The organism is Verticiella alkaliphila (assembly GCF_018904615.1).
GTDB classification, from domain to species: domain Bacteria; phylum Pseudomonadota; class Gammaproteobacteria; order Burkholderiales; family Burkholderiaceae_B; genus Verticiella; species Verticiella alkaliphila.
Genome location: NZ_JADCNH010000053.1, coordinates 1 through 22,306, shown reverse-complemented (window position 1 = coordinate 22,306; position 22,306 = coordinate 1). Strand labels below are relative to the sequence as shown.

General features: G+C 67.9%; 17 protein-coding genes. 12 read left to right on the top strand and 5 right to left on the bottom strand.

Features of this window, described 5'->3' with window-relative positions; all coding sequences use genetic code 11:
* Window positions 1-133 precede the first annotated feature (133 nt).
* Window positions 134-1,039 carry a helix-turn-helix transcriptional regulator gene (locus tag IMZ29_RS20725; RefSeq protein ID WP_216187784.1) on the bottom strand — a complete coding sequence of 302 codons (906 nt, stop codon included), beginning with the start codon at window positions 1,037-1,039 and terminating at the stop codon, window positions 134-136.
* A 218-nt stretch (window positions 1,040-1,257) separates the two neighbouring features.
* Here IMZ29_RS20725 and IMZ29_RS20720 point away from each other — a divergent pair, with 218 nt between their 5' ends.
* The 10 genes from IMZ29_RS20720 to IMZ29_RS23425 all read left to right on the top strand — a co-directional run bounded on the left by IMZ29_RS20720 (window position 1,258) and on the right by IMZ29_RS23425 (window position 13,313).
* A complete protein-coding gene (locus IMZ29_RS20720) occupies window positions 1,258-1,722 on the top strand; it encodes a DUF4863 family protein (protein ID WP_216187782.1) in 465 nt (154 codons plus the stop codon).
* Complete coding sequence (locus IMZ29_RS20715; protein WP_216187769.1) at window positions 1,719-3,287, top strand: 3,4-dehydroadipyl-CoA semialdehyde dehydrogenase; 1,569 nt, start codon at window positions 1,719-1,721, stop codon at window positions 3,285-3,287. The genes IMZ29_RS20720 and IMZ29_RS20715 overlap by 4 nt, the downstream gene beginning before the upstream one ends.
* A 37-nt stretch (window positions 3,288-3,324) precedes the next feature.
* Window positions 3,325-4,902, top strand: a complete 1,578-nt coding sequence (locus tag IMZ29_RS20710; protein ID WP_216187766.1) for a benzoate-CoA ligase family protein — start codon at window positions 3,325-3,327, stop codon at window positions 4,900-4,902.
* Window positions 4,899-5,768, top strand: coding sequence for an alpha/beta fold hydrolase (locus IMZ29_RS20705; protein ID WP_371820379.1), 870 nt, complete (start codon window positions 4,899-4,901; stop codon window positions 5,766-5,768). Before IMZ29_RS20710 ends, IMZ29_RS20705 begins: the two co-directional genes overlap by 4 nt.
* A 33-nt stretch (window positions 5,769-5,801) precedes the next feature.
* Window positions 5,802-6,977, top strand: coding sequence for an ABC transporter substrate-binding protein (locus IMZ29_RS20700; protein WP_216187764.1), 1,176 nt, complete (start codon window positions 5,802-5,804; stop codon window positions 6,975-6,977).
* Between the two features lie 121 nt (window positions 6,978-7,098).
* Window positions 7,099-7,968, top strand: coding sequence for a branched-chain amino acid ABC transporter permease (locus IMZ29_RS20695; protein WP_216187762.1), 870 nt, complete (start codon window positions 7,099-7,101; stop codon window positions 7,966-7,968).
* A 4-nt stretch (window positions 7,969-7,972) separates the two neighbouring features.
* A complete protein-coding gene (locus tag IMZ29_RS20690; protein ID WP_216187760.1) occupies window positions 7,973-8,986 on the top strand; it encodes a branched-chain amino acid ABC transporter permease in 1,014 nt (337 codons plus the stop codon).
* Window positions 8,983-9,780, top strand: coding sequence for an ABC transporter ATP-binding protein (locus tag IMZ29_RS20685; RefSeq protein ID WP_216187758.1), 798 nt, complete (start codon window positions 8,983-8,985; stop codon window positions 9,778-9,780). Before IMZ29_RS20690 ends, IMZ29_RS20685 begins: the two co-directional genes overlap by 4 nt.
* Window positions 9,777-10,550 (top strand): ABC transporter ATP-binding protein, encoded by a 774-nt coding sequence (locus IMZ29_RS20680; RefSeq protein WP_216187756.1) that lies wholly within the window; start codon window positions 9,777-9,779, stop codon window positions 10,548-10,550. The genes IMZ29_RS20685 and IMZ29_RS20680 overlap by 4 nt, the downstream gene beginning before the upstream one ends.
* Window positions 10,551-11,078: 528 nt before the next feature.
* Window positions 11,079-13,313 carry a mechanosensitive ion channel domain-containing protein gene (locus tag IMZ29_RS23425; protein ID WP_216187754.1) on the top strand — a complete coding sequence of 745 codons (2,235 nt, stop codon included), beginning with the start codon at window positions 11,079-11,081 and terminating at the stop codon, window positions 13,311-13,313.
* 24 nt (window positions 13,314-13,337) lie between these two features.
* Here IMZ29_RS23425 and IMZ29_RS20670 read toward each other — a convergent pair whose 3' ends face one another.
* Complete coding sequence (locus tag IMZ29_RS20670) at window positions 13,338-14,555, bottom strand: acyltransferase family protein (RefSeq protein ID WP_253207337.1); 1,218 nt, start codon at window positions 14,553-14,555, stop codon at window positions 13,338-13,340.
* Between the two features lie 256 nt (window positions 14,556-14,811).
* On the opposite strand from IMZ29_RS20670, the gene murI reads away from it, so the two are divergent.
* Window positions 14,812-15,630: a glutamate racemase gene (gene murI, locus IMZ29_RS20665; RefSeq protein WP_216187748.1), complete on the top strand. Its 819-nt coding sequence runs from the start codon at window positions 14,812-14,814 to the stop codon at window positions 15,628-15,630.
* An 85-nt stretch (window positions 15,631-15,715) separates the two neighbouring features.
* Here the strand turns inward: murI and IMZ29_RS20660 are convergent, their stop codons facing one another.
* Together IMZ29_RS20660 and IMZ29_RS20655 are read right to left on the bottom strand one after the other, a co-directional pair.
* The gene (locus tag IMZ29_RS20660) at window positions 15,716-17,224 is read right to left on the bottom strand and encodes a UdgX family uracil-DNA binding protein (protein WP_216187745.1); all 1,509 of its coding nucleotides are present in this window, start codon (window positions 17,222-17,224) and stop codon (window positions 15,716-15,718) included.
* A 2-nt stretch (window positions 17,225-17,226) separates the two neighbouring features.
* On the bottom strand, window positions 17,227-18,519 hold the full coding sequence (locus IMZ29_RS20655; protein WP_216187743.1) for a putative DNA modification/repair radical SAM protein: 1,293 nt from the start codon (window positions 18,517-18,519) through the stop codon (window positions 17,227-17,229).
* Between the two features lie 185 nt (window positions 18,520-18,704).
* Between IMZ29_RS20655 and chrA the strand changes: the two genes are divergently transcribed.
* Window positions 18,705-19,907 (top strand): chromate efflux transporter, encoded by a 1,203-nt coding sequence (gene chrA, locus IMZ29_RS20650; protein WP_216187740.1) that lies wholly within the window; start codon window positions 18,705-18,707, stop codon window positions 19,905-19,907.
* 79 nt (window positions 19,908-19,986) lie between these two features.
* Here the strand turns inward: chrA and IMZ29_RS23420 are convergent, their stop codons facing one another.
* Window positions 19,987-22,224 carry a mechanosensitive ion channel domain-containing protein gene (locus IMZ29_RS23420; RefSeq protein ID WP_216187737.1) on the bottom strand — a complete coding sequence of 746 codons (2,238 nt, stop codon included), beginning with the start codon at window positions 22,222-22,224 and terminating at the stop codon, window positions 19,987-19,989.
* Between the last annotated feature and the right edge of the window lie 82 nt (window positions 22,225-22,306).

Genomic DNA, 22,306 nt, shown 5'->3' with positions numbered 1-22,306 from the left:
GCAGCCGGGCCGTTCAGGCCCGGCCGCGCGACCGGCCCCGCCCAGCGCACCCGCACCGACGGCGCCTCAAGAACTCAAAAGGGGTTTGCAGCGAGACACCACCTCGCAGCCCATCAGAAAAGAATGACGACCTTCAAGCCGCCCAATCCATCATCCCGGTCCGCTGCCGCACCGCCGATCGCAGCCCAGCGAACGTCTCATCCAGCGAATGCCCGCTGGTGTTGTACGTCATGTCCGCCTTGGCGTAGAACCCCGCCCGTCCCTCGAGAATCCTGCGCAAGTCCTCCATCGCTTCCTTGCTGCCCGACATCGGCCGGAAGTCGCCCTGGGCGACGACGCGACGCATGTGGTCTTCCGGATCCGCCTGCAGCCACACCGTGTAGCAGTGCGACAGCAGCTGATTGAAGGTAGCCGGATCCGACACCAGACCGCCTGGCGTGGCGATGACCACTTCAGGATGGATCTGCACAGTCTCTTCCAGCGCCCGGCGCTCGTAGCGACGGTAGGCCGTGGCGCCGTACAGGGAGTGGATCTCGACGATGCTGCAGCCGGCGACCTTCTCGATCTCGCGGCTGAGTTCGATGAAGGGGTAGCCCAAGTCCTCGGCCAGCATGCGACCCAACGTCGACTTGCCCGCGCCCCGCAAGCCCACCAGCGCAATGCGCGCCGCTCGCGCGCGACTATCGCCCGCGCCGCCGAAGAGCTCGGCGAGCTGCAAACGCGCGCGTTGCAGTTCGCGCTCGCTGCGGCCTTCCAGCAGTTCGCGGATGAGCAGCCACTCCGGGCTGGACGTCGTGACGTCGCCGACCAATTCGGCCAGCGAGCACTGCAGGGCCTGCGCCACCTGCACCAATACCAGGATGGACGCGTTGCCCGTGCCGAGTTCCAGGTTCGCCAGGTGGCGTTCGGAGATGTCGGCGGCGAGCGCGGTCGCCTTGCGGGTAAGACCGCGGCGAGCACGCAGGTTCCGGATGCGCTCACCCAGGGCGAGCAGGAACGGCGGTTTGGCGGCGGACGGCGAGAGGACGGGATCAGTCATGGTTCTTGGAAAGGCACGTCCTGGGATCACCACTAGGCAGGCGCGTCACCCGCTCATCAGTGTTTACCCGGACATGCAGTATTTTGCTTGACACTCAAAACTGGCGCCGCGTATCTTTGGCTCACATATGCAGGATACTGCATGAGACCATGCAATCACCCAGCCGTCAATCCTGTCTTCACGACGGATGCTGCCCCGCTGAGGAGAGTCTTACCGCCATGACGACGCAGTTTAATTCACTCGTTCAGACCATGACCCGGCAACTGGCCGGCCGCCCGCTCGACGCGGACCTGCAAACCTGGCTGAACGCCACCTACGGCGCCGAATCCGACTGGTTCCGCGACATGCAGGAGGCCTGTACCACCGGCATTGCCGAAGGCTGGATGTGCAAGCACGAGGCCGGCGGCATCCGCTACGGCCGCGTCATCAAGCCAAGCCCCGAGACGGACGGCTTCTCCGTTGACGTGGTGGACATGCAGGACATTGCAGGCCCGCATCACGCCCACCCCACCGGCGAGATCGATCTCGTCATGCCGCTCACGCCGGACGCCCAGTTCGACGGCACGCCCGCGGGCTGGAAAGTCTACCCGCCCGGCAGCGCGCACAGCCCCACCGTCCGCCAGGGCCGCGCCCTGGTGATGTATTTCCTGCCCGAAGGGCGCATCGAGTTCACCCGCGCATGAATCTACTCCAGAACTATCTTTCCGGTCGTTGGCAAGCTGGCACCGGCCAAGGCACCCCGCTGCTGGATCCGGTGCTCGGCACCGAACTCGCCCGGGTGAGCAGCGCCGGCCTGGATCTGGCCGACGGCTTCACGTTCGCTCGCGAGACGGGCGGCAACGCCCTGCGCGCCATGACCTACCGCGAGCGCGCGGGCCTCCTGGCGGCCATCGGCAAGGTGCTGCAGGCCAACCGCGACGCCTATTACGAGATCGCCACGGCCAATTCGGGCACCACGAAGAAGGACTCCGGCGTCGATATCGATGGCGCCATCTTCACGATCGGCCAGTACGCACGCTGGGGCGAGGCTCTGGGCGACGTGCGCGCCCTGTCGGACGGGGCCCCGGCCCGCATGAGCAAGGAGCCCGCGTTCCTGTCGCAGCACGTGCTCGTGCCCACGCGCGGCGTGGCCCTCTTCATCAACGCGTTCAACTTCCCGGCCTGGGGGCTGTGGGAAAAGGCCGCGCCTGCCCTGCTCTCCGGCGTGCCGGTCATCGTCAAGCCCGCCACGGCCACGGCCTGGCTCACGCAGCGCATGGTGGCGGACGTGGTCGAAGCGGGCGTGCTGCCCGCCGGCGCCATCTCCGTGGTGTGCGGCAGCTCCCAGGGCCTGATGGATGCGCTCAAGCCTTTCGACGTGGTGTCGTTCACGGGCTCCGCCGAGACCGCAGGGGTGATCCGCAGCCACAAGGCCGTGGCGCAGCTTTCCGTGCGCGCCAACATCGAGGCGGACAGCCTGAACTCGGCGCTGCTGCTGCCGGATGCCGCCCCTGGCACGCCGGCCTTCGATCTGCTCGTGGCCGAAGTGGCCCGCGAAATGACGGTGAAGTCGGGCCAGAAGTGCACGGCGATCCGCCGCGTGCTCGTGACGGCCGCGCACTACGACGCGGTCGCGCAGGCGATCAGCGCCAAGCTGGCCAAGGTCACCGTGGGCAACCCGCGTAACGACACCGTGCGCATGGGCGCGCTGGTGAGCCGCGAGCAACTGGACAACGTCAAGGCTGGCCTGGCCGAACTGCGGGGGCAGACGGACGTGTTGCACGATGGCGCGAGCGCGCCGCTCGTGGACGCCGACCCCGCCATCGCCGCCTGCATCGGCCCGGTCCTTCTGGGCACGCGCTCGCCGGCCACGGCCGATCGGGTGCATGCCGTGGAAGTGTTCGGCCCGGTCGCCACCCTCATGCCGTACGACGGGCTTGAGCAGGCCTATGACTTCATCCGTCGCGGCGAGGGCTCGCTCGTCGCCTCCGTCTACAGCGCAGACGCCGCCCAGATTGCCGAGACGGCACTCGCCCTGGCCGACAGTCATGGCCGCGTGCATGCGATCTCGCCCGAGGTAGCTGCGGTGCAGACTGGCCACGGCAACGTCATGCCGATGTCGCTGCATGGCGGCCCAGGTCGCGCCGGCGGCGGCGAGGAGCTCGGCGGCCTGCGCGCGCTGGGGTTCTACCACCGTCGCAGCGCCATCCAGGCCGAGACTGCGGCAATCGATGCCGTGACTGCGGCGAGTACGCCGTTCGCCCGCTAGCGCCGGGCACGAGGCAAGAGGCAAGAGGAGACACATCATGACGCTGCCAGAAGCGCCCCCCGCCCAGTTCAACTACGCGCAGTTCCTGATCGAGCGCAACGCCACCCGGCAGGACAAGACTGCCTATATCGATGACGCCGGCACGCTCACGTACGGCCAGCTTGCCGATCGCATCCGCCGCATGGCCGGCGGCCTGCGCGCGCTCGGCCTGCGGCGCGAAGAGCGCGTGCTGCTGCTCATGCAGGACGTCAACGACTGGCCGGTGAGTTTCCTGGGTGCCATGTACGCGGGCGTCGTGCCCGTCGCCGTCAATACGCTGCTCACGGCGGACGACTACGCCTACATGCTGGCCAACAGCCGCGCGCAGGCCGCCATCGTGTCGGGAGCCTTGCTGCCGGTGCTGCAACAGGCGCTGGCCAGGGGCGATCACGAGGTCGGCACGATCCTGGTGTCGCGCCCCACCGGGGCGTTGCCGGAAGGCTCACACGACCTGGCTGCCTTCATCGAGGCCCAGGCGCCCCTGGCTCAGCCTGCCCGCACCTGGGCCGACGAGCCGGCGTTCTGGCTGTATTCGTCCGGATCCACCGGCCGCCCGAAGGGCACGGTGCACACCCACGGAAATCCCTATTGGACAGCTGAGCTCTACGCGCGCCCCGTGCTCGGCATGACCGAGGACGACGTGGTCTATTCGGCGGCCAAGCTCTTCTTCGCCTATGGCCTGGGCAATGCGCTGAGCTTTCCGCTGTCGGTGGGCGCGAGCGTGGTGCTCATGCCCGATCGCCCCACGCCAGACGCCTGTTTCCAGCGCCTGACGGCGCATCGCCCCACCATCTTCTGTGGCGCACCCACCGGTTATGCCGGCATGCTCGCGTCGCCCGCGTTGCCCGCACGCGATCAGGTCGCGCTGCGCCTGTGCTCCTCGGCAGGCGAAGCGCTGCCGCGCGACATCGGCGAGCGCTTCACCCGTCACTTCGGCTGCGAGATCATCGACGGCATCGGCTCGACCGAGATGCTGCACATCTTCCTGTCCAATCGTCCGGGCGACGTGCGCTATGGCACGACCGGCCGTCCGGTCGAAGGCTACGAGGTGGAGTTGCGCGGCGAAGACGGCCGCCCGGTGCCGGTGGGCGAGATCGGCGATCTCTACATTCGCGGCCCAAGCTCGGCCATCATGTACTGGAACAACCGCGACAAATCCCGCGAGTCCTTCCAGGGCAGCTGGACCAAGAGTGGCGACAAATACAGTTGTGATGCCGACGGCTACTACACCTACGCCGGGCGCAGCGACGACATGTTGAAGGTCAGCGGCCAGTACGTGTCGCCCTTCAGCGTGGAGGGCACGCTGGTGCAGCACCCTGACGTCCTCGAAGCCGCCGTGATCGGCGTGCCCGACGACAACGGCCTCACGCGCACCAAGGCCTTCATCGTATTGAAGCCCGGTCGTCAGGCGGATGCTGCCCTCGAGGACGAACTCAAGGCGTTCGTGAAGAGCCGTCTGCCACCGCACTGCTATCCGCGCCTCATGGCCTTCGTGGAGGAACTGCCCAAGACGGCCACAGGCAAGATCCAGCGTTTCCGCCTGCGCGAGACCGAAGCGCGCGGAGAAGCGGCGTGACAGCCGCGCCGGCGGTGATCGCCGTGGACGCTGGAGCCGACGCCGCACCGCGCGAGTTCGTGACCGTCGACTGGAACGGGCGCTCGGATCGCATCGAGTATCAGCGCATCAGCGCTGAGCGCCGCGATGCGCCGCTGCTCGTCTTCCTGCACGAGGGCCTGGGCTCCATCACGATGTGGCGCGATTTTCCGCGTCAACTGTGCGAGGCGGCCGGCTGTCGCGGGCTGGTGTTCTCGCGTTGGGGCTATGGGGCCTCGTCGCCGCGCGGCGGGCACGAGCGCTGGCCAGTGGATTTCATGCACCACCAGGCGCAGGATTTCCTCCCCGCATTCTTTGCCGCGCTGGGCATCGATACCCGCCAGGATCGTCCATGGCTCTATGGCCACAGCGATGGAGCGTCGATCGCCCTGCTGCATGCCGCGGCCTGTCCGGCCCACGTGGCGGGTGTGATCGTCGCCGCGCCGCACATCGTCGTCGAGGACATGACGATCCGCAGCATCGAACAGGCGCGCGACGGCTACGTCACGACGAGCCTGCGCAGCAAGCTCGCGCGCTATCACGACGACCCGGATTCGGCCTTCTGGGGCTGGAACGACGTCTGGCTCGATCCGGCCTTTCGCGCCTGGAACATCCAGGGCTCGCTGCCTGGCATCCAATGCCCGATTCTGGCCGTACAAGGCCATGATGATGAGTACGGTACGATGGCGCAAATCGAGGGGATCGCCGCCGCCGTTCCGCACTGCGAACTGCTGAAACTGGCCGATTGCGGGCATTCTCCGCACCGCGATCAGCCGAGTGCCGTCATACTGGCGACCACGGAATTTCTGCGGCGCCACCGCACCGTCCACAACCCGACCCTGGCGTAGATCAGGGCTTCACACAACGACCATGGAGACACCATGAAATCGCGCTTTCAACGCACGCTGCTGCAGTTCGCCGTCACCTGCCTTGCCGCCAGCGCGGGCTCTTTCGCCCATGCCCAGGACAAGGTCAAAGTGGGCCTGATGCTGCCCTTCACCGGCACCTATGCCGCGCTGGGCACTGCCATCGAGAATGGCTTCCGTCTGTATGTCGATGAGCAGGGCGGCAAGCTCGCCGGCCGGGAGATCGAGTTCTTCAAGGTCGACGACGAGTCCGATCCGGCCAAGGCGCCCGAGAACGCCAACCGCCTGGTCAAGCGCGACGCCGTCGACGTTCTCGTGGGCACCGTCCACTCGGGCGTAGCCATGGGCATGGCCAAGGTCGCCAAGGACAGCGACACGCTCCTGATCGTGCCCAACGCCGGCGCCGACGCCATCACCGGCCCGCTCTGTGCCCCCAACATCTTCCGCAGCTCGTTCTCCAACTGGCAGCCGGCCTACGCCATGGGCGTGGTGGCCGCGGATCGCCAGAAGCACAAGACGGCCGTGACCGTGACGTGGAAGTACGCCGCGGGTGACGAATCCGTGCGCGGCTTCAAGGAAGGCTTCGAGTCCAAGGGCGGCAAGGTGCTGCGCGAGCTGAACGTGCCCTTCCCCAACGTTGAATTCCAGGCGCTGCTCACCGAGATCGCGTCCTTGAAGCCCGATGCGGTGTACGTGTTCTTCGCAGGCGGCGGTGCGGTGAAGTTCGTGCGCGACTACGCCGCCGCCGGCCTGAAGAACACCATCCCGCTGTACGGCCCGGGCTTCCTCACGGACGGCACGCTCGAAGCGCAGGGCGAGGCGGCCAACGGTCTGCTCACCACGCTGCACTACGCCGACGGTCTGGACAACGCCAAGGACAAGGCCTTCCGTGCCGCCTACTCGGCCAAGCACACGATCCAGCCGGACGTGTATGCCGTGCAGGGCTACGATGCCGCCCAACTGCTCGCCGCCGGCCTGCAGGCCGCCAACGGCGACATCAAGAACCGCGACGCGGTCGTCAAGGGCATGGCCTCGGCGCAGATCATGAGCCCGCGCGGTGAGTTCAGCATGTCCAAGGCCCACAACCCGGTGCAGGATTTCTACCTGCGCGAGGTGAAGAACGGCCAGAACCAGCTGGTGAACGTCGCCATCGAGAACCTGGAAGACCCGGCACGCGGCTGCCGCATGTAAACCCGGCACTTCCTGACTCCAGCACCGCGGCAGCGCCCGCCGGCCGTCGTCATCCGACGGACGGACGGGTCGTCGCGGGCCTGCCCGACCCCGGGCGGTTCCTCTCCTTGCGATTCGCTCCATGGACCTGACGACTTTCCTGATCCAGTGCCTGAACAGCGTCCAGTACGGCCTGCTGCTCTTTCTCATCGCCAGCGGCCTCACGCTCATCTTCGGCATCATGGGCGTCATCAATCTGGCCCACGGCTCGTTCTACATGATCGGCGCCTACCTGGCCTTCACGCTGTCCTCCCTCACGGGTAATTTCGTCCTGTCCCTGGTGATCGGCATCGTGCTGGCCGTGGCGCTGGGCTACCTGCTCGAATGGGGCTTCTTCAGCTTCCTGTACGAGCGCGAGCACTTGCAGCAGGTGCTCATGACATACGGCCTCATCCTGGTCTTCGAGGCGCTGCGCAGCATCCTCGTGGGCGACGACGTGCATGGCGTGCCCGTGCCCAGCTGGCTTGCCGGGGGGGTGGAAATCGGCCACGGCATGACCTACCCGATCTATCGATTATTCCTCTCCGGCGTGTGCCTGGCGCTCGCGGCGGGGATGTACTTCCTCATCAAGAAAACCCGTCTGGGCATGATGGTGCGTGCCGGCGCTACGGACCGCGACATGGTCCAGTCGCTCGGCATCAACATCTCGCTCTTGTATCGACTGGTGTTCGCGGGCGGCGTGGCGCTGGCCGTGTTCGCCGGAATGATCGCCGCGCCCGTGGCCTCGGTCTACCCGAACATGGGTCACTCCATCATCATCATCTGCTTCGTGGTCGTCGTGATCGGCGGCATCGGCTCGGTCAAGGGCGCGCTCGTCGCCGCCCTGCTCATTGGTTTCGTCGATACCTTCGGCAAGGTGTTCTGGCAGGAAGCCTCGGGCGCACTCATCTACGTCCTGATGGCGATCATCCTGATCTGGCGCCCCGAGGGCCTCTTCAAGCAAGGAACCTGACGCCATGACCACGCGCTTTCGCATCCTGGGCTGGGTCGTGGCACTGGGCGTCATCGCCCTGCTGCCCCTGCTGCCCGCCCCCATCGGCACCCCTTTCCATATGGAACTGGGGATTCGCATCATCATCCTCGCCATCCTGGCGCTGAGCCTGCAGTTGCTGGTGGGCTTCACTGGCCTGGTGAGCCTGGGCCATGCCGCGTTCTTTGCTGCGGCCGCCTACTTCGTGGCGGTCATGGCGCCGCAGAACGGACCCGCGAGCGGCTGGTGGCTGCTGCCCGCCTCCGTGCTGTGCGCCGCCGTGCTCGCGCTGTTGATCGGCATGCTCGTGCTGCGTACCAAAGGCATCTACTTCATCATGGTGACGCTGGCCTTCGCGCAGCTCGTGTACTTCGTGCTGCACGACTTCCCGCTTTTCGGGGGCAGCGACGGCACGTACATCTACTTCCGGCCCGAATTCGCCATTGGCAGCTGGCTGCCGCTGGATCTTGGCGACGCGACCCACCTGTACTGGTTCAACGTCCTCATGCTGGGGCTCACCGTGCTCATCCTGAGCCTCGTGCTGCGCTCGCGCCTGGGCCATGCGCTCATCGGGATCAAGCACAACGAGCAGCGCATGCGGGCCGCCGGCTTTCGCACGGATCTGTACAAGCTCGCGAGCTTCGTCATCGCCGGCGCCTTCGCCGGTCTGGCGGGCTTCCTCTACGCCACCCAGCACGGCTATGTGAACCCTGAGATGGCGTCCTGGCACCAGTCGGCGAATTCGCTCATGATGATCATCCTGGGCGGGCTGGGCAGCCTGCCGGGCGCCCTGATCGGTGCCATCACCTTCGTGCTGCTGTCCGAGTGGTTCCAGGCCATCACGCGTCAATGGCAACTGCTGCTGGGCGGCTTCATCATCCTCGTCGTCGCTGTCATGCCCAATGGGCTCGTCGGCGGCTTGGCCAGTCTGCGCCATGGACGCGCCCGCAAGAGCGCGGCACCTGCCGCACGCGGCAACACGGAAGAGGTGTCCTCATGAGCGCGCAACCCCGCGACACCCTGGCCACGCGGCAGGCTCAACCCGCACCCGCAGCGCTGCTCGAGGCCCGCGGCCTGGGCCGACGCTTCGGCGCGCTCCAGGCCGTGAGTGACGTTTCCCTCAGCCTGGCACCCGATGCGATTCATGCGGTGATCGGCACCAACGGTGCCGGCAAGTCCACCCTCATCAACCTGCTCTCCGGCGAGCTCGCCCCCACCAGCGGGCAGGTGCGCCTGCTGGGCGAGGACGTGAGCCGTTGGTCGCAGCCACGCCGCGCCCAGGCCGGGCTGGGCCGCAGCTACCAGCGCAACAACATCTTCCCGCCGCTCACCGTGCGCGAGAACTGCCGTCTGGCCGCCCAGGCGCATGCGCAACGCCCCTGGCAATTCTGGGAGAGCGCACAGGCGTGTGCGCAGAGCCAGTCGCAGGCCGACGACGCCATGGAGCGTGCCGGGCTGACGCAAATGGCCAAGGTGCCGGCCGCAGGCCTGTCCCACGGCCAGAAGCGCCAACTCGAAGTGGCCATGTGTCTGGCCACCAACCCCCGTGTGCTGCTGCTGGACGAGCCGCTCGCCGGCATGGGACCCGAAGAGTCCGACCGCATGCTCAATCTGCTGCGCGGCTTGCGCCAGGGCCACGCCATCCTGCTAGTGGAGCACGACATGGACGCCGTCTTCGCCGTCGCCGACCGCATCACCGTCATGGTCAACGGCGCCGTCATCGCCTCGGACACGCCGGACGCCGTGCGCGCCAATGCCGACGTGCAGCGCGCCTATCTGGGAGAGCATGCATGAGCGCCGTTCACAACCCAGAATCAGCACCTGCCCGCGCGGCACGCACCCAACCGGGCGCCTCCAGCCTGCTCATCGATGCCACCGACGTGCATGCCTGGTACGGCAGCAGCCACATCCTGCACGGCGTGAACTTCCGGCTCGCCGCAGGCGAGACCGTCGGCCTGCTCGGGCGCAACGGCATGGGCAAGACCACGCTGATCCGCACCCTGCTGGGCCTGGTGAAACAGCGCTCCGGGCGCATCGTGATGCAGGGGCGTGATCTTTCCCAGGGCAAGCCGTATCAGGCAGCGCGCCAGGGCACGGCCTATGTGCCAGAAGGCCGCGGGATCTTCCCCACGTTGAGCGTGCGCGAGAACCTCATCATGTCGGCACGGGCCGGCACGCGCGGCCAGCGTGAATGGACCGAGCAGAAGGTCCTCGACACCTTCCCGCGCCTCGCGGAGCGCCTGGACAACCTCGGCTCACAGCTCTCGGGCGGCGAGCAGCAGATGCTGTCCATCGGGCGCGCCCTCATGACCAATCCGGACGCCATCATCCTGGACGAAGCGACCGAGGGTCTGGCTCCGCTCATCGTGGCGGAGATCTGGCGCGTGCTGGGCGAGATCCGCGCCACGGGGCTGGCGGCCGTCGTCGTCGATCGCAATTACCGCATGGTCATGGCCAACGCGGATCGCCTCGCCATCCTGGAAAAGGGGCGCATGGTGCTGGAGGGCAGCGCAGCCGAGCTGCAGCACCAACCCGACGAGATCGGTCGCTACCTGGGCGTCTGAAGCGGCTGCCGGCGCAGGCGCGCCTGCCCGGCCACCAACACCATCCGCTTGAGGCATTTACCCGTCGTCGCCGGGAAGGGGGCTCGCGCCCCGCTCGCCCGGCGCCGCCATACGCCGGGCATGCCGCTTGCCCTTTGCCGCGCTCCTGCCTGCCCTGGCACAGGCGCCGCGTCGATGAAAGCTGCGGTGTACAGTCGGGGTTGCCCGCGCCGCCAGCGCCTTTCGACTGCCCCGACGTATGCGACGACGCCTCTCAGCCGTTATCTTTGCCCTCTCTCTTGTCTTCCCGGTCCTGGCTGTCAGCCAGACGGCGCCCGCGCCGACGCGCCGCGGCGCGCACCCGCTGCACCGCCACGCGCAGAGACCCCCGCCCCCGATACCCGAACCGAATCCTCCGCCGAATCCGCGGCAGACGAGAGCGCGGCCGCGCCTGCCCCCGAACCTGCGCCGGAGCCTGCCCCTGCCGCCGCACCCGAGGAGCCTCAGACCCTCGTCGCCGATGGCCTGCTCGCACAGGTGTTCGCACGCGTGGAGCTCTGGGCCTACGGCCTGGCCGACGAAGTCTCCCAGGCCACCGCGGCCGTCAGCGACGTGCGCTTGCTCGGACCCTGGTGGTCGGCCCTGTGGGCGGACGATGAAGCGCGGGCGGATGTGCTCCAAGGGCTGCTGCTCTTTGCCGGCATCCTGGCGGCAGCCCTGCTGGCCGAAGGCATCCTGATCCGGTTGCTGCGCCGCGCGCGGCACCTCGTTGCCGCCCAGGCTGACGCGCAGGAAGCGCGCGCCCAGGCCCGGGCGGCGGCACGCGAAGCGGAGATCGCGGCCATGACGCCGGCCATTGTCACCGACCCGTCCGGCTCGCCCAGCGTGGTGACCGACGCGGAGGCCCAGGCGCGCGTCGCGGCCGGCATGGTCGCCACCGACACCGTGACGGCATCGGTGCCGATCGCCGCGCCCGCCCAGGCCACCGCACCAGCACCGGCGCCCGCGGTCACGCCCACCGCAGATCCGGCAGCCACGGCAGCCCTGCATCACACACTTCGCGAGACCGCTGTCGAACGCCTGCAGGAGCGTCGCAAAGCGATGCACCACTGGGGCCTGCTGGGCCGCCTGCCCTGGGCCCTCGCCCACGCCCTGCTGAGCGTATTGCCCCTGATCGGTTTCCTGGCCGCGGTCTCGCTGGGCACCGCCCTGCAAGGCGGCGAAGGCACGCGCTTTCAGGCGGTGACGCTGCCGATCTTCAATGCCTACGTGAGCGTGCGGCTCGCCATGGCCGTCATCCGTCTCATGGCCTCGCCCACCTCGCCTGGGCTGCGGCTCGTGCACATCAGCACGCCCACGGCCATGCTGCTGTATCGACGCGCCATCGTGCTCTTCATCGTCATGGCGATCGGCGTGGCGGCGGCCGACGTGCTGGTCCAGCTGGGCGCCGGCGAGCACATCCGCGTGCTCATCATGAAGACCACCTCGCTGATCGTGCATCTCATGCTGATCGCCCTGGTGTTCGCCACCCGGACGCAGGCTCAGGCGGCCATTCGCGGCAGCGGTGACCACACCGGCCGCCTGCGCCCGGTCCGCGCCTTTCTCGCCGAGATCTGGCCGTTCGCCGCCACCGCCATCATCCTCACGTTCTGGGTGGTCTGGGCACTCGGCGTGCCCAACGGCTTTCAGCGCGCCATCCACTTCCTGGCCGTGACGGCAGCCGTGCTGGCCGGTGCACGCCTGCTCTGGATCCTGCTGGTGGGTGCGCTGGATCGCTCGTTCGAACGCGCCAACCCGCGCATCGAGCATGCCCTGAGCAGTGGCGCCGAGCGCTATCACGCCTGGTTGCGCTGGCTGATCAACGTGGTGGTGGGCGTGGCGACCTTCGTCATCCTGTTCGAGCTCTGGGGGCTGGAAGCCTTCAGCTGGTTCGCTGCGGGCACGGTGGGCCGCCGACTGCTGTCGGCCGTCTGGACGATCGGCATCGCTGCCGTGCTCGCCATCGTGGTGTGGGAGTCCATCTCGCTCGCGCTGCGCCGTCGCATCCAGACCTGGGTCGATGCCGGCGATGCCGTACGCGCGGCGCGCCTGCGCACGCTGGTGCCCATGATCCGCACCGTGGTGCTCGTCGTGATCGGGCTGGTCGTCATCTTCACGGCCCTGAGCGAGCTCGGCATCAATGCCGCGCCGCTACTGGCCGGCGCCAGCATCATCGGCGTGGCGCTGGGCTTCGGCTCACAGACCCTCGTGCGCGACTTCATCACTGGCATCTTTCTCCTGATGGAGAATGCCATGCAAGTGGGGGATTCGGTGACGGTCGGTGGCGTCTCGGGCACGGTGGAGTACCTGTCGATCCGCACGGTTCGCCTGCGTGCCGGCGATGGCTCCCTGCACATCATCCCGTTCAGCTCGGTCACCACGGTGAACAACGTCAACCGCGGCCTGGGCACGGCACCCGTCAAGCTCAACGTGGTGCCCACCACCGACCTGGAGTCCACCTTCGCGCTGCTGCGCAAACACGCGGAAGAGATGCAGGCCGATCCGAAGTTCGGCCCCCTGATGCTCGGCCCGCTCGACATCTTCGGCGTAGATTCCATCGACGGTGCCACTGTGACGATCGGCGGCCAGATCCGGACCACCGACAAGGGCCGCTGGCCCGTCACGCGCGAGTTCAATCGCCGCGTGCTCTCGGAAGTCGTCGCTGGCCGTCTGGTACTGGCCAATCCGCGCGAGACGCTGCTGGCACAGGCGCCAGCCACGGCGCCGGCCAGTGATCCTGCCTGACGGTATCGAGGCTGCCGCGCTATCTCAGGTGGTCGCGCGGCGTGCCGGACCGGGGCGCACGGACGTCCCGGCATCGACGTAGCGGCGGGCAAACGCGCTGTCGCGCAAGGCCTGGCGTGCCGGGGCTTCGACCCGGCGATACAGCCAGGCGGACAACGCCAACACCACGGCCACCAAGGCGACGAGCACCGCCACCGACCCTGCAACGCCGAGCATCGGGCCGATGGGCTCGCCCGTCATGGCCCGACTCGTCGCATTGACGATCTCCAGCACGAGCATGTGCGAGAGATAGACGGAATACGACACCACACCCAGGAACACCAGCGCACGCGCCGAGAGCGCCGCAGACACGCGGCCCGCATTGTGCGCAAGACCCACGATCAACAAGGCGAAGAGCGGCACGATGGCGGCGTCGCGCACGCCCAGATGCATGGCCGCGGCCAGCGCCAGCAGCATTGCCCCTACCACCGCGTCGCTCGACAGCCGCCGCGCGAGCGGATGACAGGCGCCCCGATACAGCAACATGCCCAGGCCGAATCCCGCCAGGCAGCGCCACACACCATAGGTGTGCGTCACATCGAAATCCCGCCCGCCCTGGGTAATGACGATGAGCAGCACCGCCAAGGCGCCCGCCAGGAGCCAATGCCCGATGCCTCGCACCCCTGCCATGGCTAGTGCCGCCAACGGGAATACGAGATAGGCCACCCACTCCGCCCCGATCGACCAGGCCGGCCCGTTCCAGGTCAGCGAATCCGCCGGCAGCACGGCGTGCAGCATGCCGAGATGCGCAAAGAGCCACCCCACCGTTCGCTCCCCCGTGAAAGGCTGAAACACGCCGACACCCACCCCTACGGCTTGCAACCCCATCTTGACAAGTTCCAGCGTCACGAAGCCCATGAGCATGACGGCGTGCAGCGGGTAGATGCGCGCAAACCGCGCGAAGAGGTAGGTCCGCGTCCGACCCCAGTCCCAGCCTTGGCCGAAACTGCGCCCGTACACGTGCATCATGATGAAGCCGCTCAGGAGGAAGAAAAGGTCGACCCAGAGATAGCCCTTCTGCACGAACTGTGTCGTTTCGCTGAGATTCAGGTTCGGCAGAAAACCGCCCGTGAAGTGGTAAAGCACCACGATGAGCGCGGCCAGGCCACGAAGGGCCGTCAGGGCGTCGAGCTGACCGGTGGGGGGGCCGCCGAGTGATCGGGCGGTGGGAGAGGGAGCGGAGGAAGAGGCAGACTGGCGCAAAACGTGGGACGGGATCAAGGTCGAGCCCGCACCTTAGCAATCGCGCCGGCTCGTGACCGAAACGGCGGTCAACGAGATGCGACGAGTCGCAACGCATAGGTATCGGCGACGCGGCGCACGGGTCCCGGTAATGGCCAGACCTCTGCCGTCGTGGCCGGCACCCGATGCGCCACGCGCTACGCGCAGTGCACGGCGAATTGCGATATCGTGGCGCCTGCCCCACCGGCCGTCTCGGCCGCCCTCCGCGACTCACGCCATGTCCGACCTCCCGCTCGCCCGACGTCCCATCGGCATCTACGATTCCGGCGTGGGCGGCTTGTCCGTACTGCGCGACATCCGCACCCGCCTGGCTGCCGACACGTTGATCTACGTAGCCGATGCCGGGTACGTGCCCTACGGCGAGAAGTCTCGTCACGCGATCGTCGCGCGCGCGATTGCCCTGACTGATTTCTTCGTCAGCCAGGACGTCAAGGCCATCGCCGTGCCGTGCAACACGGCAACGGCCGCAGCCATCAATGTGCTGCGTGAGCGCCATCCAGATCTGCCTATCGTTGGCATCGAGCCGGCCATCAAGCCGGCCGCCAAGCTGACGCGATCCCAGGTGATCGGCGTCATGGCGACCACGGGCACGCTCGCGAGCCCGCGCTTTCGCGCCCTCGTGCAACGTGAGGCACCCCATGCCCGCATCGTGCTCCAGCCGTGTCCGAGCTGGGTGCTGGCCGTCGAACAAGGCATGGTGAGCGGTGCGCAAGCCGAGGCGCTGGTGGCGCCGGCGGTCGACGCCGTCCTGGCCGAAGGCGCCGACGTCCTGGTGCTGGGGTGCACCCACTTTCCATTCCTGCGCGAGGCCATCGCAGCCCGCGCGGGGGCAGATGTGCCGATCCTGGAGACGGGCGACGCCGTTGCCCGTCAATTGCAGCGCGTGCTTCAGGAGTGCGGTGCGGAACGTCAGGATGACGCCCCAGGGACGACGCGCTTCGTGACGAGCGGCGATCCCGATGCGCTCGCCCGGGTGGCATCGCGGCTGCTCGGCGTGCCGGTCACCGCCGACGTGCTGCCCGCGGCGTATCGATAACGCGTCAGCTCAACCCGGCGCCGACGCACCGCTGTTGCAAGCGGGAAGATCGCTTCGCCATGCCCGACGCCGTGCACGTCTCGCTTCAGGCCAGCGCGAAGGCCTCGGCCTGCCTCAGATCCTCGAGCCATTGGTCGAAGCCCCGTCCGGGCTGGCCGTCGGTGGCGCGCAACAGGGCAGCCGGGTGTAGCGTGACCAGCACCTGTAGGCCATCAGGCCGTGCCAGCCACTGGCCGCGCACTTCCTGCACCGGCACGGGCGCGCCCAGCAACGCCCGCGCCGCCGTGGCGCCCAGGGCCACCAGCGCGCGCGGCGACACGAGCGCGATCTCGCGCTCCAGCCAAGGCAGGCAGGCCTCGACCTCGCGTTGCCCAGGCGTCTTGTGCATCCGCCGCTTGCCCCGCGGCTCAAACTTGAAATGCTTGACGGCGTTGGTGAGATACAGGCGCTCGCGCGACCAGCCAAGCTCTTTCATTGCTTGTGCCAACAATTGCCCTGCCGGACCGACGAATGCCCGGCCGCGCAGATCCTCCTGATCGCCAGGCTGCTCACCCACCACCATGAGGCCCGCATCGCGCGGGCCTTCGCCGAACACGACCTGGGTCGCGTGCTCGCCGATCGGACAATCACGACAGGCATTGGCGGCCGTGCGCAAGCCGCCCAGTCCGACGGGCAACGGCACGCGCAGCGCGGCGGGCAGATCCGGATCGCCCAAGGCAAGCGCGCCCTCGGGCTGCAGCCGCACCCACGGCCGCGCACGGCGCGGCGCGGCGGCTTCGGCTGACAGCATGGCGCCGGTGCGCTCGGCTGCGGCATCCGTCAGCGGCGCGATCAGCGCGGCCTCTGGCAGGTTGTGCCAATACCGGCGCGGCATTTCGCGCGTCATGGTGGCGATCTTCAGTCGCGCCGGGTTGAAGGTGTTCTGGTAATACGCGAGCCACAGCGCCTCGCCGTCATCCGGCCCCGGCGCATCCTCACGCTCAGCGCCCGGACCGTGATGAAGCGTCTCACCATCCCAGCGCACGCTGCACTCGGGCGTGAGAATGGCCCAGCGCAACGTGGTGAAGCGCCGTGCGAAAAACGGCGCAGCCTCGCGCACGATGTGGTGATCCGGCTCGAACCACGCCACATGGATCACGTCCTCGCCCGGGCTCTCGCCATGCACGGGCCGGAATCGCACGAACGCGTGCATCTTGTGGACATCGCGGCTCACCGAACGGGCAAGCCGATGCACTTGGGCCAGATCTGGATCCAGGGGATCATCGCGCAACCCAGGCTCGCGCGCCAGGCGCCACAACACGCGATAGAGCAGATCGAAGCGCCCCGGATCGCGATGCAGACTGGCCAGTGCGAAGCGTTCCAGCATGGCGCGCGGCACACTGGGCAGTGGCGCCGACAGCGACGTCGATGCCGGCAAAGTCTCCGGACCGCTGGCCAACGCCGTGAAGAGATCGCCAGCCTCGCCCGCTGGCGGCGCAACCCGCCACTGCACATCATGGGGTGCCACGCCCCGACTCAACCAGCTGCGCGCCGCCGCGCGAAACGCCGGGAAATCGTCTTCGGCGGTGAGCAAGGCTTGCGCCGGCGCCGTCATGATCAGGCCGGCATGGCCGCGAAGAGATCGCCTTGCACCGGCGCAGGCGCCGCGGCGGGAGCCCGGGTGAAGCGACGGGCGAGATCGGCGGCATCCAGGGCCTTGCCCGGGGAGTGATCGGCGAGCACCACGAAGGGCAGGACCTTGCGCAGCGGCACGCGCGCGGTGGACAAATCCGCCACCCGCAGCCGGCGCACCCGCCGCGCCTGCAGGAACTGCTCCACGGACTTCACGCCCAGCCCCGGCACACGCAACAGGAGTTCACGCGGCGCCCGGTTCAGGTCGATCGGGAAGCGGTCACGATTGGCGAGCGCCCACCCCAGCTTCGGATCCACGTCCAGCGACAACATGCCTGCCCCCGAAGGCACGATCTCCTCGTGCGCGAAGCCGTAGAAGCGCATGAGCCAATCGGCCTGGTAGAGCCGATGTTCACGCATCAACGGTGCGGGGCGCAGCGGCAAGGCCTTGGCCGCGTCCGGAATGGGGCTGAAGGCGGAGTAGTACACACGCTTGAGGCGATACGCTCCGTAAAGATTCGCGCTGGTGGCGAGGATGGCCCGATCATCGGTGTCATCGGCACCCACGATCATCTGCGTGCTCTGCCCGCCCGGCGCGAAGCCTGGCGCCTTGGCACGCCGGGGCGCCCCGCCGGCACGCGACACCATGGCCGCAGGCTGCGCCGCCTCCTTGGCCTCGTCGATGTGCAGCCGCAAACGCGCCATGGTGCGACGAATGCCGGGCGCATCCTTCTCGGGCGCCAGCTGGGCGAGGCCTTGGGGCGTGGGCAGCTCGACATTGATGCTGAGACGATCTGCATAACGTCCGGCACGCTCGAGCAGCGATTCGCTCGCCTCGGGAATCGTCTTCAGGTGGATGTAGCCGCGAAAATCATGGTCTTCGCGCAGGCTGCGTGCCACTTCCACCACCTGTTCCATGGTGTAGTCGGGCGAGCGAATGATGCCCGAGCTGAGAAACAGGCCTTCAATGCAATTACGCCGATAGAAGTCGAGCGTGAGCTCGACGACTTCCTGCGGCGTGAACTTGGCACGCGGCACGTTGCTGCTGCTGCGATTGACGCAGTAGAGGCAATCGAACTGGCAGACATTGGTGAGCAGGATCTTCAGCAGCGACACGCACCGGCCATCCGGGGTATAGCTGTGGCAGATTCCCATACCTTCGGTCGAGCCGATGCCCTTGCCGCCCACGGAGTCGCGCTTGGCGCTGCCGCTCGAGGCACAGGAGGCATCGTACTTGGCCGCATCGGCCAGGATGGAAAGTTTGCGTAGGGTGTCCACTGGATGAATATACAGCAACGCTGATAGGATGCCAAACTGCCGCAGGCTGAAAATCCATCAAGCAATCGGCGAACCCGAGCGAGCGAGATCCGCCGCCGGCTCGCCTCGTCGATCATGCAGGGGTCATACAAATCCCGTAGGCTCACGCGTCACCGGCGCGCGTTGCGCCGATTTGCCTGAGCATCATGTCGCCATCCCCCCTCTCGCCGCCTGGCCATAGCGCCTGGCAAGTCTTCCTGGTCTTCCTGCGACTTGGGCTGACCTCGTTCGGCGGCCCCGTCGCGCACCTGGGTTACTTCCGTACCGAGTTCGTCACGCGGCGCCGCTGGCTCGACGAGCATGCGTATGCCGAGCTGGTCGCGCTGTGCCAATTCCTGCCGGGCCCGGCGAGCAGCCAGGTCGGCATGGCATTGGGGCTCGGGCGCGCCGGGTGGTCAGGCGCCTTCGCGGCCTGGGCTGGCTTCACCCTGCCCTCCGCGATCGCGCTCATCCTGTTTGGGATGGCCATCGGCACGCAGCCGACACTCGCAGCGGCGGGCTGGGTGCACGGGCTGAAGCTTGCGGCCGTGGCCATCGTCGCGCATGCGGTGCTGGGCATGTGGCGCTCGCTCTGCCCCGACACCCCACGGGCCGCGCTGGCGCTGCTGGCCGCGGGCTTCGTCCTTGTCGTCCCGCACGCGAGCGCGCAGTTCGCCGTCATCGCCCTCGCCGGGCTGACCGGCTGGCGCTGGCTAGACCCGCCCGCCTCGGCAACGGGCACACCGCTCGTTGCCCGGGTGGCCCATCGGGCGGGCCTCACGGCTTTCGTGCTGCTGATCGCCTTGCTGGCCGCCCTGCCCCTGGCCGCTTGGCTCACGGGCTCCACCTCCATCGCCATGATCGACGGCGTATTCCGGGCCGGCACGCTGGTCTTCGGAGGTGGCCATGTCGTATTGCCCCTGCTTCAGGGCAGCCTGATTCCGCTCGGTGTGCTCGACGACAACGCCTTCCTGGCGGGCTACGGTGCAGCGCAGGCGGTGCCCGGACCGCTCTTTACGCTGGCGGCCTACCTGGGCGCCGTGGCACAGGGGCCGCTGCATGGCTGGGTGGGCGGCCTGGTGCTGCTCGTCACGATCTTCGTGCCGGCCTTCCTGCTCGTGGTCAGCGCCCTGGCGTTCTGGCAGACGCTGCGCGAGCGGCCTGGCATCCGCCGCGCCGTCGCCGGCATCAATGCGGGGGTGGTGGGGATTCTGTGCGCGGCGCTTTACGACCCGGTCTTCACGAGCGCCGTGATCTCGCGGGCAGACGCCGCCGTGGCGCTCAGCGCCTTCGGCCTGCTCACGCTCTCGCGCACGCCGCCCATCGCCGTAGTGGCGCTGTGCGCGGTGGCCGGGGCACTGCTCGCATGACAGCTTCAGAGAATCCGGCTGCCGCCGGCCCGGGCTGCGGCCCCGTCAGGGGCTCGGCCCGGGCCTGAAGCGGCCGGGACTATGTCCGCTCGGGCTGGGGTGCCGGCGGCTCCTTGCGCTTGCCATCGTCGTCGTACACCGTCTCCAGCTCATTGCCGAGCACGTCGGCCGGATTGTGTCCGCGGTCGACCTGCAGCGGCCGGAACATGGCACCGTTGGCGGGCGCCGAGTCGTTGGCGAAGATCTCGCGCTCGTCGATGGTGTGCACGTTCGCAGCAGGCGCCTTGCCCTGCTTGTCCTGCCCGAAGTACACCACCGTGTGCGGGTACGGCAGCTCAATGTTGGCTGCGTTGAAGTGCTTCTTGACCAGGCGGTTGTAGGCACGCTGCACAGCCCACTGCATGCCCGGGGTCGTCTTGATGAGGACCCGGATGGTGAAGCCGCGCTCGTCCAGCTTGGTGACACCCGCGATGGTGATGTCCTCGAGCAGTTCCTTGGCGAGCACTTCGTCCTGCTGGAGCTCGGCGTAGGCCTGACGCAGGTGGTGGGCGACGTCGTCCACGTTCTCGCGGTAGGCCACCGTGTACTCGCCCCAGTGGTAGGAGAAGTCGCGCATATGGTTCGCGACGACACCCACCTGCGAGAACGGGATCATGTGATAGCCGCCATCGAGCGTGCGGATGTAGACCGAGCGGATGGTCATCTTCTCGACCGTGCCGAAAATGCCGGCCACTTCGACCACGTCGTTCTGGTTCATCCCGTTCTCGATCTGGATGAACACGCCGGTGATCACGTCCTTGACCAGTTCCTGTGCACCGAAACCGATGGCCAGGCCCACCACGCCGGCACCGGCGATCAACGGGCCGATGTCGATGCCGATCTGCGAGAGCAGTACCAGCACCGTCATGGTGACGATCACGATCAGCGAGGCATTGCGAAACAGCGACAGCAGCGTCTTCTCGCGGGCGCTGGGCGCGCCTGTCACGTCGCCCTCGGCCGGGATGTTCAGCCGATGCTCGATGATGCTCGCCACCACCGTCCAGGCCACCATGGCGATGCCCAGGATGATGCCGATGCGCACCAGCGTGCCGATGGCCGCCGAGCCGCTCTCGGACGCGATCCACGCCGACAGGTTGAAGACGTGCCAGGCATCGAGCACGACCAGCGCCACCACGACCAGGATGAGCAGGCGCACGCCCTTGAGCACGGCCGGCACGTAGGCGTTCAGGCGAGCCTCGAGCATCGGCAGCCGGCGCTGGATGTCCTCGCCCACGCGGATGCGACGGGCGAGCAGGGCCGTGAGCAACGCCGACAGCAGCATGCCGATCGCCACGGCCAGCAAGGTCTGGCCGGTGGCCGCAGCCATGAAGGGCAGCGCCCCCGCCGGATCGACCTGGCTCGCGATCAGGAGGATCGTGAAATAGGCGATGGCGAGGATGTGCCAGGTACGCGCCAGCATGCGCAGCAGCGTGCCGAAGAAGGCCGTGCTGGAGAGCTGGGCCCGGCGAATCAGGCGATCGCGCAGCACGACGCGGTTGCGCCAGATCACGGTCACGGCGTAGATGTAGACGCCGAGCATGATGATGAGGCCAAAGAGCTGGCCGATGGCCGGCGCGAGCACCACCGTGACGATGGGCACCACCACCAGCAGACCGTAACCGGCCACGGTGATGAGGTTGGCGAGCCAGGCATTCCAGTAGCGCGCGACTTCATCGGGCATGGGCAGCAGCCGCAGATGCTCGAAGCGCGTGGCAAAGACCACCCGCACCAGGCACTTGGCCAGCTCGACCGCGATGAAGGCGTTCACGAAGAGCGCGTCGAACGTGCCCATCGCGCCCGTCGTGCCCCAGAAAGCGGAGACGGCGTAGCCCAGCGCACCCGCGAGCAGGATGACGGCGGCATCGACGATGAGTGCCAGCACCATGGCGATGGTGCGCGTATAGAAGTGGGCCAGTCGTGAGCCGAACGCGGCGAGGCGATGTCGACGCGGCGGCTCCTGTGGCGTTGCGCCGCCCTGGCGCACCACCCAGCGATCCAACTTGCGGAAGATGCCCGTGGCGAGCAGGCGCAGGACGATGAAACCGGCGACCGTGGCGAGGATGACCACGCCCAGCTGGCCCAGCACGGCCGGCCAGTCGACCACGCGTCGCGCGGGATCAGTGTCGCCGGTGAAGAGGTCGCGCAGGGAAGCGACGGCCGCCTGAGCATCGCCCGAGAGATTGCCCACGAACGATTGCGCGCTGTCGGCCAGGCGGGCGGCAATGGAGCTGTCTGCCGGGACCGCGACAGCGGCCGGGTCGGCCGGCGGCGCAGCCACGCGTCACATAGCGCTCATGGAAGAGCGTGGCGTGCTGCGTGACGTCCACGATGGGCTGCAGGTTGCCCACGGCCAGATCCAG

Coding starts and splice junctions, on each gene's coding strand:
- murI (WP_216187748.1), top strand. CDS start 14,812: ATGTCCGACCTCCCGCTCGCCCGACGTCCCATCGGCATCTACGATTCC.
- IMZ29_RS20685 (WP_216187758.1), top strand. CDS start 8,983: ATGAGCGCGCAACCCCGCGACACCCTGGCCACGCGGCAGGCTCAACCC.
- IMZ29_RS20720 (WP_216187782.1), top strand. CDS start 1,258: ATGACGACGCAGTTTAATTCACTCGTTCAGACCATGACCCGGCAACTG.
- IMZ29_RS20700 (WP_216187764.1), top strand. CDS start 5,802: ATGAAATCGCGCTTTCAACGCACGCTGCTGCAGTTCGCCGTCACCTGC.
- IMZ29_RS20680 (WP_216187756.1), top strand. CDS start 9,777: ATGAGCGCCGTTCACAACCCAGAATCAGCACCTGCCCGCGCGGCACGC.
- IMZ29_RS20725 (WP_216187784.1), bottom strand. CDS start 1,039: ATGACTGATCCCGTCCTCTCGCCGTCCGCCGCCAAACCGCCGTTCCTG.
- IMZ29_RS20710 (WP_216187766.1), top strand. CDS start 3,325: ATGACGCTGCCAGAAGCGCCCCCCGCCCAGTTCAACTACGCGCAGTTC.
- IMZ29_RS20695 (WP_216187762.1), top strand. CDS start 7,099: ATGGACCTGACGACTTTCCTGATCCAGTGCCTGAACAGCGTCCAGTAC.
- IMZ29_RS20660 (WP_216187745.1), bottom strand. CDS start 17,224: ATGACGGCGCCGGCGCAAGCCTTGCTCACCGCCGAAGACGATTTCCCG.
- IMZ29_RS20715 (WP_216187769.1), top strand. CDS start 1,719: ATGAATCTACTCCAGAACTATCTTTCCGGTCGTTGGCAAGCTGGCACC.
- IMZ29_RS20690 (WP_216187760.1), top strand. CDS start 7,973: ATGACCACGCGCTTTCGCATCCTGGGCTGGGTCGTGGCACTGGGCGTC.
- chrA (WP_216187740.1), top strand. CDS start 18,705: ATGTCGCCATCCCCCCTCTCGCCGCCTGGCCATAGCGCCTGGCAAGTC.